The sequence below is a fragment of the Nocardia pseudovaccinii NBRC 100343 genome, assembly GCF_001613225.1.
Lineage (GTDB): Bacteria > Actinomycetota > Actinomycetes > Mycobacteriales > Mycobacteriaceae > Nocardia > Nocardia pseudovaccinii.
On the sequence record NZ_BDBY01000192.1, the window covers coordinates 1 to 16,175 of the forward strand.

Consider the following 16,175-nt stretch of genomic DNA (forward strand, 5'->3'; position numbering starts at 1 on the left):
TTCTCTCGGCAGGTTCGAGGCCGGAGACTTCGGGTGATCGGATCACAACCAAGACAGCGGCGATCCCACTCCTTCCCCGATGCCCGTCGGCGAGGTCGCTGAAAAACCGGTCCACACCGTCGACTGTGGTGGGGTCGGCTCGTGCCGAAAAGGCTTGTACTCCTGGTTGTTCTATCACGACGACCGTCTCCCTCACCGCCACGTCACAGCCGTTGCCATGTACCACCACCCCGTCGGCGGCACGACGCTGGGTGATCGCCCGGCCGATGCCGCTGGACGCCCCGGGTACGAGAAGCGGTCCTTCCGACTAGGTCGGTCATAGCCAACTCCTGGATCAGTGTGTCGGGCAACGATCTCCTCGCAACTCTCGACGAACCTGCCGCGGTCCCAGACTTCTCCGATCGTCCACACAGGGACTCCTGCACGAATAGGTGACAACCGAGCGGGATCACTGAGGCCTGTTGTCCATCAACACGTTACATTAGCTGGACCTTGGCCCGGGCTCGACTTTTCTGCCGAACCGTTCGCGCTCAACAGGGGACCCGCCTGCAACGTGAGTTCGATGGCGCCTTCGGAATCGAAACCAGCGCACGATTCCTGCACTCCTCCTACGACCAATTCGCCGGTCGCGCAACAGTCGTCAACTTCCTCCCGCTGCTGGCCGAACGCTTCGCCTCAACGCCTCAACGCCCTGGGCTGCGGCGACACCTGCCCGGTCTTCCCCGGCGTCAGCTACCGCGATCGGGTGCTCGAGGGATCCGCTGCGTGGTCTCGGATTTCCGCGAAAGAACTACGACTGCTGCGGAATTCGGGAATCGGGCGGTGAGGTCCACCTGTCGCAGCGTGACGGTCACGTCGATCGAATCACTCGGATTGCCGTTGTCGATCTCGTCGGGCCGCTCGTCGGCTGATTCACGCGGTATGCGGGCTCGTGTGGTGCGCCCCAGGAGCGCGATGTCGGTGGCCGTATGGGTCCGCGCCGCTGCTCCGCATTCGACACCGCACCCGTGCTCCGCTGTGCTCGACATGGGCAACACGCCGATTCATGGTCGGATTAGGCTTATCCCCCTCGCAATACTGGTTTCGATGAGGAACTCGGACGAGACACCGACCCTGCAGCCGCTGATACGACTGTTGACGTGCCGTGGTGAGCACGAGTAGGCGACGGCCGAGTGAACCGCCACCGTTGTCACGTCCGCAACCGAGGAGGAGGTCGATCGTGTCACAAGAAGCCAACAAGGCCCTGATCCGCCGGTTCTATCACGAGATCGACGCGGGAAATATCGAGGCCATGGACGAACTGGTCGCCGAAAACTACCTCGACCACTCGCCTCCCCCCTTTCCCGGCATAGGTCCGGGTCGGGAGGGCCTGAAGCAGGCGTTTCGTATGTTCTGGGACGCCACCCCGGGGCGGCACGAGATCGAGGATCAGATCGCGGAGGGCGACCGCGTCGTTACCCGGATCACCGCCTACGGTCGCCAGGTTGGAGACCTACCGGGGATTCCGGCAACCGGACACGAATTGACGATGACCGGCACCACGATCCACCGGATCCAGGACGGAAAGATCGCCGAGAAATGGTCCGACAAGGATGTGCTCGCGCTGTTGCAGCAGTTAGGGGTGCTGCCGACCTTGGGAGAGCCGTGATCAGTCCCGTGCCATGACGCGAATGCCCCCGAGGCAGCCACCGCAAGCCACGCCAGATGTGTTGTCACCCAGACGATGCCCGCCGTGGGGCGTCCGCGATGAAGTCGGCGCGGACGGTGGCGAATCTTCGCCGCATCCGATGCTTGCGGCTCTGGGGCCACAACGGGTGGTGATCACAGCTTGACGATCGAGCCTGGCGAGAAGGGTGAACCCGCGCGCGGCGCCTACGCGCGACGACGCCGCGGGCGGTGGTGGCTTCCGAATGGATGTCCAGCGATGCGCGAGACTGTTCACGATGGCTACAGGTGGACATTCGGGTCGACGGCCGGACGCGGGGCGTCGGCGGCCGCGGGATCGGCGTGCGACGATTCTGCAGGTCGCGACCGAGGCATTCGTGCGCAACGGGTATCACGGGACGTCGATGGCCGACATAGCGGGCGAAGTGGGGATTTCCTCGACTGCGCTCTATCGGCATTTCAGGAGTAAACAGGATCTGCTCGGCAGGTGCTTGCTGGCCGGGCTCGATGCGGTGCTGCTGCGCGTGGAGACGGCCGCCGAGCTGGGCGACGCGGGTGATCCGGTGTTCGCGGAAATGGTGAGTGCCTGCTTGGAGTTGCGTGGACTGCCACGATTGTGGCAGTTGGAGGTGCGCAGCTTGACCGCCGCCGACCGGAGCGCGGTCCTGGTGCGGGCCGTGCGGTTGAGTGGGCCGCTGCGGCGAGCCGTCGCTGCCCGGCGTCCCGACCTGAATCCGCCCGAGGTGGAGTTTTTGGCGTGGTGCGTGTTCTCGATCGCGACCAGCCCGTCGTACCATCGAATCCGGTTGAGCGAGGCGGTCTTTGCCGAGCTACTCGAAACACTGATCCAGCGGGTGGTCGAGGCCGAGTTGGCGTCGACGGCGCGCGGATCGGTCGCGCGACGTGGCGCGCGGACCGCCGGTGCCGAGGTCGAAGAGCTCGATCGTGTGGTGCGCCCGGAACGGATCGTGCGGGCCGCGGCGCGACTGTTCAACACGTACGGATACGCCGCGGTGGGCATCGAGGACATCGGTGCGGCTGTCGGCGTGAGTGGGCCCGCGCTGTATCACCATTTTTCCGGCAAAGCGGACGTGCTGAACGAGATCGTCCACCGCAACGATCAGTGGATCAAGCTCTACACCTCGCGAGCGGTGGCCGAGGCGGATTCCCCGCGTGACGCGCTGCAGCGTTTGATGCGGTATTTCGCGCAGTTCGCGGTCGCGGAACCCGATGTGCTCGGCACGACTTTCAGCGAGGCCGAACATTTGCCACCCGAACAGGCGCGGCGGTATCTGCGCGCGCACCGCGACGGCATCGTCCGCTGGGCTCGGATGCTTCAGGTGGTCCGCCCGGACCTCCCGCTGGATGTGGCACGTGCGCAGATTCAGGCCATGACCAGCATGATCATCGACGCGGTTCGCAACCCGCGCCTGACCTGGCGACCCGATCTGGTCACGTGCTTGGCCGAGCTCGGCGATCGTGTTGTCTTCGCGGCGCCCGACATCGATCGTCATTCGACGACGGCTTAGTCGCTGTTAACTTTCAACGCACTGATGACGAACAGTAGTTTACCTATGAGTAGATTCACCTTAGTCATGAGTAACTTACGGTTGCGTAGTCGCTGACCGGTGCGCAAAGGTATCCCCGGACGGGCGGCGATTCGCCCGGTGCAGCTTCACGATGTCCGAAGGGGACGGCCGGTGGGTCACTACAAGAGCAACGTGCGCGATCTGGAGTTCAACCTGTTCGAGGTGCTCGGTCTGGACGCCGTACTGGCGGACGGGACATTCGGCGATCTCGACGCCGACACCGCACGCACGATGCTGGCCGAGGCGGCGCGGCAGGCCGAGGGCACACTGGCGGACTCCTTCGCCGAAACCGACCGTAACCCACCCACTTTCGATCCGGAGACCCACGCGGTGACGCTGCCCGAGTCGTACAAGCGGTCGGTGCGAGCCTGGCAGGCCGGTGAATGGTTCCGCGTCGGGAAGCGCGAGGCCGTCGGGGGTGTACCGGCGCCGAAGGCGCTGGCGTGGGCGATCAGCGAATTCATTTTGGGCGCACAGCCGTCCGCGTACATGTACCTGTCCGGACCGACCATGGCCGAAATCGTGTACGGGATAGGCACCGAGCAGCAGCGGCACTGGGCCAAGCTGGCGGTGGAACGCAACTGGGGCGCCACCATGGTGCTCACCGAACCCGATGCCGGTTCCGACGTCGGCGCCGGGCGCACCAAGGCCATCCAGCAGCCTGATGGAACCTGGCACATCGAGGGCGTCAAAAGGTTCATCACTTCGGCCGATTCCGACGACCTCTTCGAAAACATCGTGCATCAGGTACTCGCCCGGCCGGAGGGCGCGGCACCCGGTACCAAGGGCTTGTCGCTGTTCCTGGTGCCGAAATACATGTTCGACCCCGTAACCGGCGAGCCGGGGAAGCGCAACGGCGTGTTCGTCACCGGCCTGGAGCACAAGATGGGTTTGAAGGCGTCGGCGACCTGTGAGGTGACATTCGGCGGCCGCGGCGAGCCCGCAGTCGGATACCTGGTCGGCGACGTGCACAACGGCATCGCGCAGATGTTCGAGGTGATCGAGGAAGCCCGGATGATGGTGGGCACCAAGGCGATTGCCACGCTGTCGACCGGCTACCTGAACGCCCTGGAATATGCCAAGACTCGGGTGCAGGGCGTCGACCTGTCCCGGATGACCGACAAGACGGCACCCAAGGTCGTCATCACCCACCACCCCGATGTGCGTCGCAGCCTGATGTTGCAGAAGGCATACGCCGAAGGCATGCGCGCCGTATACCTCTACGCCGCAGCACATCAGGACGATGTTGTGGCACAACATGTTTCCGGTGCGGACCCCGGAATGGCCGTGCGGGTCAACGACTTTCTGCTGCCGATCGTCAAAGGCGTCGGTTCCGAGCGGGCGTACCAGTGCCTGACCGATTCGCTGCAGACTTTGGGCGGCTCGGGGTTCCTGCAGGACTACCCGCTCGAGCAGTACATCCGCGACTCCAAGATCGACAGTCTGTACGAGGGCACCACCGCGATCCAGGCACAGGACTTCTTCTTCCGCAAGATTGCCCGCGACCGTGGTGTCGCGCTCGCGCACATCGGCGACGCGATCCGCGCCACGATCGGTTCGGAGCTGACCGGCGGCCCGCTGAAAAGTGAGCGGATGCTCCTCGCGACCGCGCTGGACGATGTGCAGGCCATGGCTGCCGTCCTGACCGGCCATCTTCTCGCCGCCGGGCAGCAGCCGAGTGAGCTGTACGCAATCGGCCTGGGCTCGGTGCGGTTCCTGCTGGCCGTCGGAGATCTGCTGATCGGGTGGCGACTGCTCGTCGGCGCCGACACCGCTCTCATCGCGCTCGAATCCGGTGCACCGGCCGCCGACAAGGCCTTCTACGAAGGAAAGATCGCGGCCGCACGGTTCTTCGCCACGCAGGTGCTGCCCGAACTCACCGCCTCACGGGCGATCATCGACGCGCTCGACACCAGTCTGATGAGCGTCGACGAGGAGGCGTTCTGACCATGAGCGCCACATCGGCAGGAACCCCGCGGATCAACCGGTATGTCGCGCTCGGGGATTCGTTCACCGAGGGGGTCGGAGACGACGATCCCACCCGCCCGAACGGCGTACGCGGCTGGGCCGACCGTGTGGCGTCGGCCCTGGCCGGGATCGATGCGGACATCGGGTACGCAAACCTCGCCATCCGCGGACGCCTTATGGACGGTGTCGTCGACGAGCAACTGCCGCGGGCGCTGTCGCTGCGCCCGGACCTGGTCACAATCTCCGCGGGCGGCAACGACATCCTGCGCCCGTCGGTGGATCTCGACGCCATCGTCGCCCGCTACGCCGATATGGTCGCGGCCCTGCGCGACAACGGTGCACGAGTTCTGGTTTTCACCGCGTTCGACGGCACCTGGAATCCGATCTACCGCATGTTGCGCGGCCGTATGGCCATCTACAACGAGCTGATCCGTGAATTCGCCGACGACCTCGGCGTAGAACTCGTCGACTTCTGGCGCATGGACCACTTCGCCGACCCGCGCCTGTGGTCCTGGGACCGCCTACATCTCAGCCCCGCGGGCCACGAACGGATGGCATTCGAAGTCCTCCGTGTGCTCGGACTCGAACACACACTGCGACTCCCCCCGTTGCCCCCGGCCGAATCGCTCACCGACAGCGAACGCCGCACCGCCGACCTCCGCTGGACCAAGGATTTCCTCGCCCCCTGGGTACTCCGTCGGATCACCGGCACCTCCTCCGGCGACTGCATGGAACCGAAATATCCGGCCTATGTCGACGTCGGCGAATTGGGCCATGGGGCAAGCGAATCGGTGCGAGGGCTTCCAGTCGAGCAGCCATCCGTTCTGTAGAGGTGTGCTAGGCGAGGGATCTGCGGGGACGGTCATCGAGTTCGTCGGCGAGACCCCCGTGTGCTCGATCTGGTGGCAGGTTATCTGCGCGGTAGCACAATAGGTTTGATCGAGCTGTGATCGTGGCGGCCGCTGGTCAATGCCGCGGCCACCTGGTCGAGGCCGAAGTGGCCGGTGACCAGGCGGTCGAGATCGACTCGTCCGGTGGCGGCGAGGTCGATCGCGGTTGGCCAGGTGTTCGCATAGCGGAACGTTCCGGTCAGCTCGAGTTCGTGTTCCTGAAGGTAGGGCAGGGGGAGTGGAATATCGTCGCCGCCCATGCCGACCAGCACCACCCGTCCGGCGCTGGCCACGGTGCGTATCGCGTCGTTGATCGCCTGGGGATGTCCGGAGCATTCCAGCAGGACACTCGGTTCGAATCCGATGTCGCGCAGTGCGGTACCGCCGACGTCGACCGCTTGTGTGCAGCCCAATTCGATGGCCAGTGCCAGCCGCTGCGGGTTCACATCGGTGATCACGACCTCGGATGCGCCGAAGGCCAGCGCGGCCTGAGCGGTGACGAGTCCGACCGGCCCCGCGCCGTTGACCAGCACCCGATCGCCCGCACTCACCCGTCCTTTGCGGCATGCCCATACGCCGACCGATAGTGGTTCGAGCAGGGCGGCCGCCTGGTCGGTCAGCGCATCCGGTACCGGATGGGCGAATTCCCGGTGCAGCACCACGTATTCGCAGAATGCGCCGTCGATCGGAGGTGTGCCGAAGAACCGCATGTCCGAGCACAGGTTGTAGCGGCCTGCCCGGCATCGGCGGCAGGTGAAGTCCGGTATCCCGGGTTCGAGCGAAACTCGTTGGCCGAGGTGATGGTGTCGCGCACCGGTGCCGAATCCGACCACTACACCGCAGGCTTCGTGGCCGAGCACCAACGGTTGATCGACAACGTGGTTGCCGATCCGACCGTGCTCGAAGTAGTGCACGTCGGAGCCGCATACGCCCACCGCGCTGATCTTGATGAGCACTTCGGCCGGACCCGGTTCGGGCACGGCGCGTTCTTCGACCGCGATCTTTCCGACGGCTTCCAGAACCGCTGAGCGCATAGTGTCACCGCCTTTCGTCGCGTGCCAACTCGGCCACCGTCGCCTGGGCGCCACGAGCATGCAGTGCGCGCAGTGCCGTGACGTAGGCGTCGAGGAATCGGGGCTGGTCGATCAGATCGCCGAATACTGTTCTGTCGCCGAGGAATGCGGTGGGGTCGTCGCGCTGGCGGCGGGCCAGCGGTGTCAGCTGGTCGCGGAGCCGGTCGATGATCTCGATCGGCTCGCCGTGCTCGTCGACGCCCTCGGCGTAGCGCGCCCAACCGGCGACGATTGTTGCGGCACAGTCGATCTCGCCGGATCCGTCGCGGGTGTCGAGCTGCTGACGGATGACCGGCAGCAGCCATTTCGGGATGCGGTCCGACGATTCGGCGCACAGTCTGGCGATGGTGTCGCCGATCGCGGGGTTGGAGAACCGTTCGATGAGGGTGTGTTTGTAGCGGTCCAGGTCGACGCCGGGCACCGGGCGCAGGGTGGGCGTTGCCTCACGGTCCATGTAGCGCAACAGGAATCGGCGGAAGTCCGGATCCTGGGCCGCTTCGTGCACGAGACGGTAGCCGCTGAGATATCCCAGATAGGCGATCCCCTGGTGGCTCGCGTTGAGCAAGCGCAGTTTCATCAGCTCATACGGTGCGACGTCGGCGACGAGCTGCACCCCGACGTCATCGAAGTCGGGACGGCCGAGGGTGAACGAATCCTCCAGCACCCATTGGGTGTACGGCTCGGTCACCACCGGCCACCGATCCTCCAGGCCATAGCGGCGCAAGAGCTCGGCGGACGCCTCGGCGGGCGTCACCGGCGTGATGCGGTCGACCATCGAGTTGGGGAAGCGCACCGCACGCTCGACCCAGTCACCGAGTTCACGATCACGCAGCCGCGCGAACGCGCTGAAGGTGGCCTGCGCGATATGCCCGTTGCCCTCGATGTTGTCGCACGACATGACGGTGAAGGGCGCGATGCCCCGCGCCCGGCGGCGCACCAGCGCCTCGGTCACGAGTCCGAATACGGTGCGGGGCAGACCGTCCGGCGCGAGATCGGCCCGAATCGCCGGATCGGCGGTGTCGAATTCGCCGGTGGTCGCGGAGAAGTTGTATCCGCCCTCGGTGATGGTGAGTGAGACGATCCGGACTGCCGGATCGGCCAGCTTCTCCAGCACCGCTTCCGGATCGTCTGGCGCATAAAGGTATTCGATGATCGAGCCGATCACTCGGGTCCGCCAGGTACCGTCCGGCTCGATGACCGACAGGGTGTACAGGCCATCCTGCGCGGCCAGCGCATCGCGCATCCGCCGATCGGCGGGCAGCACTCCGACTCCGCAAATACCCCAGTCGGTCGCGCCGCCCTGCTCCAGTAACCGGTCGATATACATCGCCTGATGGGCGCGGTGGAACCCGCCGACGCCGAAATGGACTATGCCGGTGCGGATCCGGGTGCGGTTATAGGTCGGCACCGAAACTTCGGGGGTGAGCTCGTCGATCCTGTCGGCACGTAACGCCGTCCTTGTGGCTCCGTTCATTACGACCCTTCGACTGTTGTGTACGTCACACTCCAATGGTAGCCTCTTGAACAATAGCTCACCTGTTGAGCAGATGATCAGGCATCGATGAGGAGCGCAGTGGCTACCGAAGCGTCCCGACCGGGCAATCCGGACGATGTCCGGTTGGCATTGCGGGCTGCGCAGCTCTATCACCTCGACGGCGCCACCCAGGCGGAAATCGCCGTCAAGCTGGGTGTTTCCCGTCCAACCGCGGGGCGGCTCATCGCGCGTGCCCGGGCGCAGGGGCTGGTGCGCATCGAGATCAATGTCCCGGACGAGCTGCGCTCGGCCGTGCACGCCGATGTCGAGAGTGAACTCGAGGCGAGGTTCGGGCTCACCGAAGCGGTGGTGCTCGGTGAGGTGCCCGACCGATCCCAGGCGAGCCTGCTCCCGTTCGGCCGCGCCGCGGTCGGCGTCCTGAACCGCCGACTACGGCCTGCGGACACCCTTGGATTCACCTGGGGCCCGGACACCATCGCGGTCGCGCATGAACTGTGGACGAAGTCGGCAAGGTGCGCGACCGTTGTGCAGTTGGACGGTTCGATGACCTCGGGTGATTATCAGACCGGCGTCGACTACACCCTCGGCCGCTGCGCCACTCAACTGCAGGCCACCCCCGTTCGGTTGCACGCACCGCTCTACGCGGATCCGGCGACCGTGACCGCGCTGGAACAGGATTCGCTACTCGGACGCGCCATGTCGTTGGGACGAGATGCCGACGTCATGATGTTCGGTGTCGGACCGGTCTCCACCGCTACCACTTTGTTCGAGGGCAGCTATCTCGACTCCGCGATCCTCGACGAACTGGGCGAACTGGGCGCGGTCGGCGAAATCGGCGGCCGATTCTTCCGTGCCGACGGCAGCGATGTCGCGGGATCCCTTGCCGCACGCACGGTTTCGGTCGGACTCGACGCCATTCGGGCGTGCCCGACCTCGCTGCTGATTTCCGGCGGAGAGTCCAAGCACGAAGCCATCCTCGGTGCGCTGTTGGGCGGACTGGCCACCATTCTCGTCACCGATATCGAGTGCGCGCAGTGGCTGCTGGAAAAGAAGGAGAGTTCTGGCCGATGAACAGACACCATGCGAAGGCCACAGCGGCACTGGCTGTCGCGGCCGTGATGGGGGTGGGCGGCTGCGCGGGCGCCGGATCGTTCACCTCCAGCGAAGACACCGTCACCATCGCGATGGTTTCGAACTCACAGATGCAGGACGCCATCGCCCTGTCCGGTGAGTTCGAGCGCGAAAATCCCGGGATCGAACTCAAATTCGTCTCGCTGTCGGAGAATCAGGCTCGCGCCAAGATCACCGCCTCGGTCGCCACCCACGGTGGTGAATTCGATGTGGTGATGATCAGCAACTACGAAACACCGCAGTGGGCCAAGAACGGCTGGCTGGTAGATCTGTCGAATTACCAGCGCGAGACGCCCGGCTACGACGCCCAAGATTTCATCCCGTCCCTGCAGAAATCCCTGTCCTACCAGGGGGATATGTACTCCGTGCCGTTCTACGGCGAATCCTCGTTCCTGATGTACCGCAAGGATCTGTTCGAACAGGCGGGGCTGACCATGCCCGCCGCGCCCACCTGGGATCAAATCGCCCAGGCCGCCGCGAAACTCGACGATCCCGCCGGTGGTCGCTCCGGTATCTGCCTGCGCGGCAAGCCCGGCTGGGGTGAATCGCTCGCACCGTTGAATACCGTGATCAACACCTTCGGTGGCCGCTGGTTCGATGAGAACTGGCACGCCCAGCTCAACAGTCCCGAAGTGGTTCGTGCCGTCGAGTTCTACATCGACCTGGTGCGCGAACATGGTGAACCCGGTGCGGCCGCCAGCGGATTCAGCGAATGCGCCACGCAGCTCTCCCAGGGCAACACCGCCATGTGGTACGACGCGACCTCGGCGGTCTCGGTGCTGGAAGACCCCGCATCCAGCAAGGTGGTCGGCAAGATCGGGTACGCGCCGGCGCCGGTGATGCTGAAGCCGAACTCGGGCTGGCTGTACACCTGGTCGCTGGGGATTCCCAAGTCCAGTGAAAAGCCCGATGCGGCCTGGAAATTCATCTCATGGATGACCGGTAAGCCCTACATCAAAATGGTCGGCGAGCAGCTCGGCTGGTCACATGTGCCGCCGGGCAGCCGGATGTCGACCTATCAGATTCCCGAATACGCCGCGGCGTCGCAGGCATACGGACCGTTGACGCTCTCGTCGATGCAGGGGGCCGATCCGGAACATCCCACCGTGGCGCCGGTGCCCTATACCGGAATCCAGTTCCTCGCCATCCCGGAGTTCCAGGACCTCGGAACCAGAGTGAGCCAGCAGATCAGCGCCGCCGTCGCGGGTCGGATCAGCGTCCATGACGCACTCGACCAAGCCCAGCAATATGCCGACGCGGTCGGCCGGTCGTATCGAGGAAACCAGTAGTCATGTCAGAAACAACAACAGCGCCAGCGGTTTCCGAGTCGACCGCAGAAGACACGCCACGACCGGTCCTCGCGCGGCGCGACCGGCTCGCACGAGCCGAAGGCTGGCGCAGGCGCGGTCCGCTGCTACCCGCACTGATCTTCATGGTCGTGGTCACCCAGGTACCTTTCGTCTTCACGCTGTACTACTCGACGCAGTCGTGGAACCTGGTCCGGCCGGGATCGCGCCACTTCATCGGATTGCAGAACTACGCGGATGTCTTCCGCGACAGCCAGTTCCGGCAGGTGACGCTCAACACCGTCATCATGATCGTCGGGACCGTCATCATCTCGGTGATCCTCGGACTGCTGCTGGCACTGCTGCTCGACCGCGCGTTCTTCGGCCGCGGCATCGTGCGCACCCTGCTGATCACGCCGTTTCTGGTGACTCCCGTCGCGGCGGCACTGATCTGGAAGACCACCATGCTGGATCCGGTGTTCGGATTGGTGAATTTCGTGCTGAAACCGTTCGGCGCAGGCCAGATCGACTGGGTGAGCAAGTATCCGCTGCCCGCGGTGATGGCGGATCTGGTATGGCAGTGGACGCCGTTCATGATGCTCCTGATCCTGGCCGGGCTGCAATCGATGCCACGCGATATCGTCGAGGCTGCCCGCGTCGACGGCGCGAACTCACTGCAGGTCTTCCGTGAACTCACCCTCCCGCATCTGCGCCGGTTCATCGAACTGGGGGCCGTGCTGGGGGCGATCTACCTGGTCAACACCTTCGACGCGGTGTACATGATGACCTCGGGTGGACCGGGCATCGCCAGCTCCAATCTGCCTTTCTATATCTATCAGCGCGCTTTCCTCGGTTTCGATATCGGTCAGGCCGCGGCGATGGGGGTCGTCACCGTCATCGCCACCACCATTGTCGCGACATTCGCGCTGCGACTGCTGTTCAAGTCCTTCACCGGAAAAGAGGAAGCCGCATGAACGCGCATGCGCTTGCCGACAAACCCACTGCGGCACAGCAGGTTCCGATAGGTCGTCGGCGCGATCGGTCCGGGATGCTGTGGGGTGTGCTGGCCTGGGCGATCGGCATCGGAATGTTCTTCCCCGTGCTGTGGATGGTGCTGACGGCGTTCAAACAAGAAGGCGACGCCTACACCGATCCGCCGAAGCTGTTGTTCACCCCGACCCTGGACCAGTTCTCCGCGGTCCTCGACAGCGGTATCGGTACCACGCTGCTGAACTCCACCTTCGCCACCGGGATGTCGACGATTCTCGTTCTGGCCCTGGGAATTCCGGCGGCATTCGCGCTGTCGCTGCGCCCGGTGCGCAACACCCGCGACGCGCTGATGTTCTTCATCGGCACCAAGATGCTGCCGATCGTGGCGGCGATTGTGCCGCTGTATGTGATCGTCGGCAATATCGGTCTGCTGGACAATATTTGGGCGCTGGTCATCCTTTATACCGCGATGAATCTGCCGATCGCAGTGTGGATGATGCGCTCGTTCTTCCTGGAGGTGCCCGGCGAGCTGCTCGAGGCCGCGAGCATGGACGGCGCGAGTCTGTGGACCGCGGTGCGCGAGGTGATCCTGCCGCTGGTCTCGCCCGGCATCGCCGCCACCGCACTGATCTGCGTCATCTTCTCCTGGAACGAATTCTTCTTCGCGGTGAACCTGACCGCCGTACAGGCACAGACGATTCCGGTGTTCCTGGTCGGCTTCATCACCGGCGAGGGCCTGTACTGGGCGCGGCTGTCCGCGGCCGCGGTGCTCAGCGCCCTGCCCGTTGTCCTCGCAGGCTGGCTCGCACAGAACAAGCTGGTGCGCGGCCTGTCCTTCGGCGCTATCAAGTAAGGAAGAACTCATGGCCACAATCCATTACGACTCCGCATCGTGTGTCTATCCGGGCGCGGAGACGCTCGCGGTCGACTCGCTCGACCTCGATATCGCCGATGGTGAGTTCATCGTCCTGGTCGGGCCGTCGGGCTCGGGTAAATCCACCGCATTGCGTATGCTCGCGGGCCTCGAGGAGATCGATGGCGGCTCCATCCGCATCGACGGTCGGGACATGGTCGGTGTGTCGTCCAAGGATCGCGATATCGCCATGGTGTTCCAGAATTACGCGCTGTACCCGAACAAAACCGTCGGGGAGAATATGGGTTTCGCGCTCAAGATGATGAAAGTGCCGGTGGCCGAGCGCAAACGTCGCGTGGCCGAGGCGGCTGAACTGCTCGGTCTCACCCCGTATCTGGACCGCAAACCGGCGAAACTGTCTGGCGGACAACGGCAAAGGGTGGCGATGGGGCGCGCGATCGTGCGTGAGCCGCGAGTGTTCTGCATGGACGAGCCGCTGAGCAACCTCGACGCCAAATTGCGCGTGCAGACCCGCACCCAGATCGCCGCGCTACAGCGACGGCTGGGCACCACCACCGTCTATGTCACCCACGACCAGGTCGAGGCCATGACCATGGGGGACCGGGTGGCGGTACTGCGCGACGGCCGGTTGCAGCAGTTCAGCACTCCCGCCGAGCTCTATGACCGGCCCGCGAACGCGTTCGTCGCCGGATTCATCGGATCACCGTCGATGAACCTGTTCCGGGTGCCCCTCACCTCCGGTGGCGTCGACATCGCTGGCACCACAATGGAATTGCCGCGCGAGCAGATGACCAGCCTCGCCGAGGCGGGCCTGGGCGAGGTGATCATCGGCATCCGGCCCGAACAGCTCGAACTCCGCCGCGACGGAACAGGTTTCACGGTCATCGTGGAACTCGTCGAGGAACTCGGCAGTGAATCGTATGTGTACGCGCGCATGCCGGGTGCGCCGATCACCGGCCTCGACGGCGAGCCGTTCACCTTCGTCGCGCGCTCGGCGAGCCGCGCCCCGGCTGAACTCGCCGAAACGGTAACACTCCAGGTCAACGACCCCGCCGCAGTGCATCTGTTCCATCCCGAGAACGGAACGCGAATCGCGGCCTGATACCCGGAACCAGGAGGACCACACCGGTGATCACAGTGGTCGGCGAAGCTCTGCTGGATCTCATCGCAGAGTCGGGCGCGCAGGCCTTCGCATCTCGCCCTGGCGGCAGCCCGGCGAACGTCGCGGTCGCACTGGCACGTCTGGGAGCGCAGGTCACCTTGGCCACCCAGTTGGGGGACGACCTGCCCGGCCGCATCGTCGGAAAGTATTTGCGGGCAAACGATGTGGTTGTCCAACGCTTGCCCGCCCAGTCGTCGGCAACCAGCCTCGCCCTCGCTGCGTTGGACAACGACGGCGGCGCCACCTACGACTTCCGGATCACCTGGGATATCACCGAACCGCCGCGGATCCTGCCGGATTGCCTATGCCTGCACACCGGATCGATCGCCACCGCGCTATACCCCGGAGCTGACATTGTCGAAGACCTGATGCGGAACCAGCGAAAGAGCGGTGCGGTGACGATATCGCTGGACCCGAACATTCGCCCTTCGCTACTGGGATCAATCGAGGGCGAATGTGCCAGGGTCGAGCGCCAGGTCGGCCTTGCCGACATCGTCAAGGTCAGCGCGGAGGATCTGCGATGGCTATATCCGGACGCGGACCCGCGCACCGTGGCGCGGGATTGGCTCGCGAGGGGGCCTGCGCTCGTGGTGGTTACCCTCGGCGCCGATGGCGCGTACGCCCTCACCCGCCAATTCGCGGCGACGCGGGTTGCCCCGCAGGTCACCGTAGTGGACACCGTCGGCGCGGGCGACGCCTTCACAGCGGGTCTTCTCAACGCACTCGGCGGGGCCGGGCTTCTGGGTGGAGCCCGCCGCGAGCAGTTGGCGGCGATTACCCGGTCCGGGTTGGGCGAAGTTCTGGATTTCGCGATCGCAGTGGCCACCGCGACCTGTGGTAGTCGAGGTGCGGACCCACCGCGTTGGCGGTGGGCGGGGAACCGGCATCTCGGGTGAGGTCCTCGTTGCCGACGCCGATGGCGAGGTAGTGCTGAGTTCGTCTGTGGTGCGGCATGTCGATGCCGCCGGGCGAGCGGTCGCACGCGAGAAGCGCCGGGGTCAGCGCGCCTGGAGTTAGCCGGTTGCGTGCTGACTGTGAAGGCGCGAGGTAGTCCGGTCGGTGAAATCCCGCTGTTCGACTGGTTCAGACGGCAGAATGTGGCAATGCGGACATTTGCCCGATTGTTGCGGTCGGTTGTTGCTGTGGTGTTGGTTGGGGTAGCCGGTCATGGTGTCGCGGCCGCCCCCGCCGCGAGCGACGCCCATATTCAGTTGCCGTGGCTGACTTCCGAGCCGGATGGAGTGCAGGCGACGGGAGCGGCGCTGGCGGACGGAATCACTGGCACGATGCTGTGGTCGCGGCAACCGGACACACCGGTCCCGATCGCCAGCATCGCGAAGGTGATGACGGCACTGGTCGTGATCACTGCCGGTGACCTCGACCGGACCACCACCGTGCCGCAAGAGAGCATCGCCTACTGCACCAGGTACGAAGGAAGTAACGCGGGCCTGGTTCCCGGCGAGGTGCTCGACACGCGACAGCTGCTGTACGCGTTGATGCTTCCGTCAGGCTGTGATGCCGCCTATACCCTTGCCGAGGCCTACGGGCCCGGCCAAGAAGGCTTCATCGCCAAAATGAACGACACCGCGCGTCGAATGGGCTTGGCGGGTACGCAATTCACCGACCCCAGCGGACTGCCTGCCCCTGCTGACGACTCCACCTACTCCACGCCTGCGGATTTGGTGGTCCTCGGTCTGCGTGCGATGAGCCTGCCGGTGTTTCGTGAGGTGGCCGGGGCGCGCAGCTATCACCTGCCCGCGGGCCCGGACAATCGCGATCACCTCTGGCAGAGCACGAACCTGCTGCTGCGCGACTATCCGGGCACTATCGGCATCAAGACCGGTTCCACCGATGCTGCGGGTGCTTGTCTGCTGTTCGAGTCGGTGCGGGCGGGGATACCGTTGATCGGTGTGGTCCTGCACAGTTCGCCTGGCAGTGGTGTCGTGGCGAAGAACGATGCCGAGCGCATGTTGAACTGGGCCTACGACCCGATCCTGACCGCGCTACCGATCGGTTAGCGCCGAATGTGGCAGGCTGGCTGCCGATCCTGGT

General features: G+C 64.8%; 14 protein-coding genes and 1 pseudogene. 12 read left to right on the forward strand and 3 right to left on the reverse strand.

Annotated features, from left to right (window positions below):
- Nucleotides 1-480 precede the first annotated feature (480 nt).
- Nucleotides 481-675: pseudogene (locus tag NP3_RS50620) on the forward strand (three-helix bundle dimerization domain-containing protein); the annotation flags it as partial.
- A 53-nt stretch (nucleotides 676-728) separates the two neighbouring features.
- Here the strand turns inward: NP3_RS50620 and NP3_RS49250 are convergent.
- On the reverse strand, nucleotides 729-1,028 hold the full coding sequence (locus NP3_RS49250; RefSeq protein ID WP_063043915.1) for a hypothetical protein: 300 nt from the start codon (nucleotides 1,026-1,028) through the stop codon (nucleotides 729-731).
- 191 nt (nucleotides 1,029-1,219) lie between these two features.
- On the opposite strand from NP3_RS49250, the gene NP3_RS24300 reads away from it, so the two are divergent.
- The 4 genes from NP3_RS24300 (at nucleotide 1,220) to NP3_RS24315 (ending at nucleotide 6,052) form a co-directional block, all read left to right on the forward strand.
- Entirely contained in the window at nucleotides 1,220-1,648 is a 429-nt protein-coding gene (locus tag NP3_RS24300) for an ester cyclase (RefSeq protein WP_063043916.1), read from the forward strand.
- A gap of 295 nt (nucleotides 1,649-1,943) precedes the next feature.
- Nucleotides 1,944-3,194, forward strand: coding sequence for a TetR/AcrR family transcriptional regulator (locus tag NP3_RS24305; protein ID WP_169814572.1), 1,251 nt, complete (start codon nucleotides 1,944-1,946; stop codon nucleotides 3,192-3,194).
- Between the two features lie 171 nt (nucleotides 3,195-3,365).
- A complete protein-coding gene (locus NP3_RS24310; protein WP_063043918.1) occupies nucleotides 3,366-5,201 on the forward strand; it encodes an acyl-CoA dehydrogenase in 1,836 nt (611 codons plus the stop codon).
- A 2-nt stretch (nucleotides 5,202-5,203) separates the two neighbouring features.
- Complete coding sequence (locus tag NP3_RS24315; protein WP_063043919.1) at nucleotides 5,204-6,052, forward strand: SGNH/GDSL hydrolase family protein; 849 nt, start codon at nucleotides 5,204-5,206, stop codon at nucleotides 6,050-6,052.
- Between the two features lie 80 nt (nucleotides 6,053-6,132).
- Here NP3_RS24315 and NP3_RS24320 read toward each other — a convergent pair whose 3' ends face one another.
- Entirely contained in the window at nucleotides 6,133-7,146 is a 1,014-nt protein-coding gene (locus tag NP3_RS24320; RefSeq protein WP_084508901.1) for an NAD(P)-dependent alcohol dehydrogenase, read from the reverse strand.
- Nucleotides 7,147-7,150: 4 nt separating this feature from the next.
- The gene (locus NP3_RS24325; protein WP_063043921.1) at nucleotides 7,151-8,659 is read right to left on the reverse strand and encodes a mannitol dehydrogenase family protein; all 1,509 of its coding nucleotides are present in this window, start codon (nucleotides 8,657-8,659) and stop codon (nucleotides 7,151-7,153) included.
- Between the two features lie 87 nt (nucleotides 8,660-8,746).
- On the opposite strand from NP3_RS24325, the gene NP3_RS24330 reads away from it, so the two are divergent.
- From NP3_RS24330 to NP3_RS24360, 7 genes are all read left to right on the forward strand, one after another.
- The gene (locus NP3_RS24330) at nucleotides 8,747-9,751 is read left to right on the forward strand and encodes a sugar-binding transcriptional regulator (protein WP_063043922.1); all 1,005 of its coding nucleotides are present in this window, start codon (nucleotides 8,747-8,749) and stop codon (nucleotides 9,749-9,751) included.
- Nucleotides 9,748-11,100, forward strand: a complete 1,353-nt coding sequence (locus tag NP3_RS24335; RefSeq protein WP_063043923.1) for an ABC transporter substrate-binding protein — start codon at nucleotides 9,748-9,750, stop codon at nucleotides 11,098-11,100. Before NP3_RS24330 ends, NP3_RS24335 begins: the two co-directional genes overlap by 4 nt.
- 2 nt (nucleotides 11,101-11,102) lie before the next feature.
- On the forward strand, nucleotides 11,103-12,071 hold the full coding sequence (locus NP3_RS24340) for a carbohydrate ABC transporter permease (protein WP_063043924.1): 969 nt from the start codon (nucleotides 11,103-11,105) through the stop codon (nucleotides 12,069-12,071).
- A 74-nt stretch (nucleotides 12,072-12,145) separates the two neighbouring features.
- Nucleotides 12,146-12,940: a carbohydrate ABC transporter permease gene (locus NP3_RS24345; protein WP_245721089.1), complete on the forward strand. Its 795-nt coding sequence runs from the start codon at nucleotides 12,146-12,148 to the stop codon at nucleotides 12,938-12,940.
- 10 nt (nucleotides 12,941-12,950) lie between these two features.
- The gene (locus tag NP3_RS24350) at nucleotides 12,951-14,063 is read left to right on the forward strand and encodes an ABC transporter ATP-binding protein (protein ID WP_063043926.1); all 1,113 of its coding nucleotides are present in this window, start codon (nucleotides 12,951-12,953) and stop codon (nucleotides 14,061-14,063) included.
- A gap of 26 nt (nucleotides 14,064-14,089) precedes the next feature.
- Nucleotides 14,090-15,019 (forward strand): carbohydrate kinase family protein, encoded by a 930-nt coding sequence (locus NP3_RS24355; protein WP_063043927.1) that lies wholly within the window; start codon nucleotides 14,090-14,092, stop codon nucleotides 15,017-15,019.
- A 207-nt stretch (nucleotides 15,020-15,226) separates the two neighbouring features.
- On the forward strand, nucleotides 15,227-16,141 hold the full coding sequence (locus NP3_RS24360; RefSeq protein ID WP_063043928.1) for a D-alanyl-D-alanine carboxypeptidase family protein: 915 nt from the start codon (nucleotides 15,227-15,229) through the stop codon (nucleotides 16,139-16,141).
- Nucleotides 16,142-16,175: the final 34 nt, after the last annotated feature.

Coding starts and splice junctions, on each gene's coding strand:
- NP3_RS24305 (WP_169814572.1), top strand. CDS start 1,944: ATGGCTACAGGTGGACATTCGGGTCGACGGCCGGACGCGGGGCGTCGG.
- NP3_RS24330 (WP_063043922.1), top strand. CDS start 8,747: ATGAGGAGCGCAGTGGCTACCGAAGCGTCCCGACCGGGCAATCCGGAC.
- NP3_RS24320 (WP_084508901.1), bottom strand. CDS start 7,146: ATGCGCTCAGCGGTTCTGGAAGCCGTCGGAAAGATCGCGGTCGAAGAA.
- NP3_RS24335 (WP_063043923.1), top strand. CDS start 9,748: ATGAACAGACACCATGCGAAGGCCACAGCGGCACTGGCTGTCGCGGCC.
- NP3_RS49250 (WP_063043915.1), bottom strand. CDS start 1,028: ATGTCGAGCACAGCGGAGCACGGGTGCGGTGTCGAATGCGGAGCAGCG.
- NP3_RS24340 (WP_063043924.1), top strand. CDS start 11,103: ATGTCAGAAACAACAACAGCGCCAGCGGTTTCCGAGTCGACCGCAGAA.
- NP3_RS24345 (WP_245721089.1), top strand. CDS start 12,146: ATGCTGTGGGGTGTGCTGGCCTGGGCGATCGGCATCGGAATGTTCTTC.
- NP3_RS24350 (WP_063043926.1), top strand. CDS start 12,951: ATGGCCACAATCCATTACGACTCCGCATCGTGTGTCTATCCGGGCGCG.
- NP3_RS24360 (WP_063043928.1), top strand. CDS start 15,227: ATGCGGACATTTGCCCGATTGTTGCGGTCGGTTGTTGCTGTGGTGTTG.
- NP3_RS24325 (WP_063043921.1), bottom strand. CDS start 8,659: ATGAACGGAGCCACAAGGACGGCGTTACGTGCCGACAGGATCGACGAG.
- NP3_RS24315 (WP_063043919.1), top strand. CDS start 5,204: ATGAGCGCCACATCGGCAGGAACCCCGCGGATCAACCGGTATGTCGCG.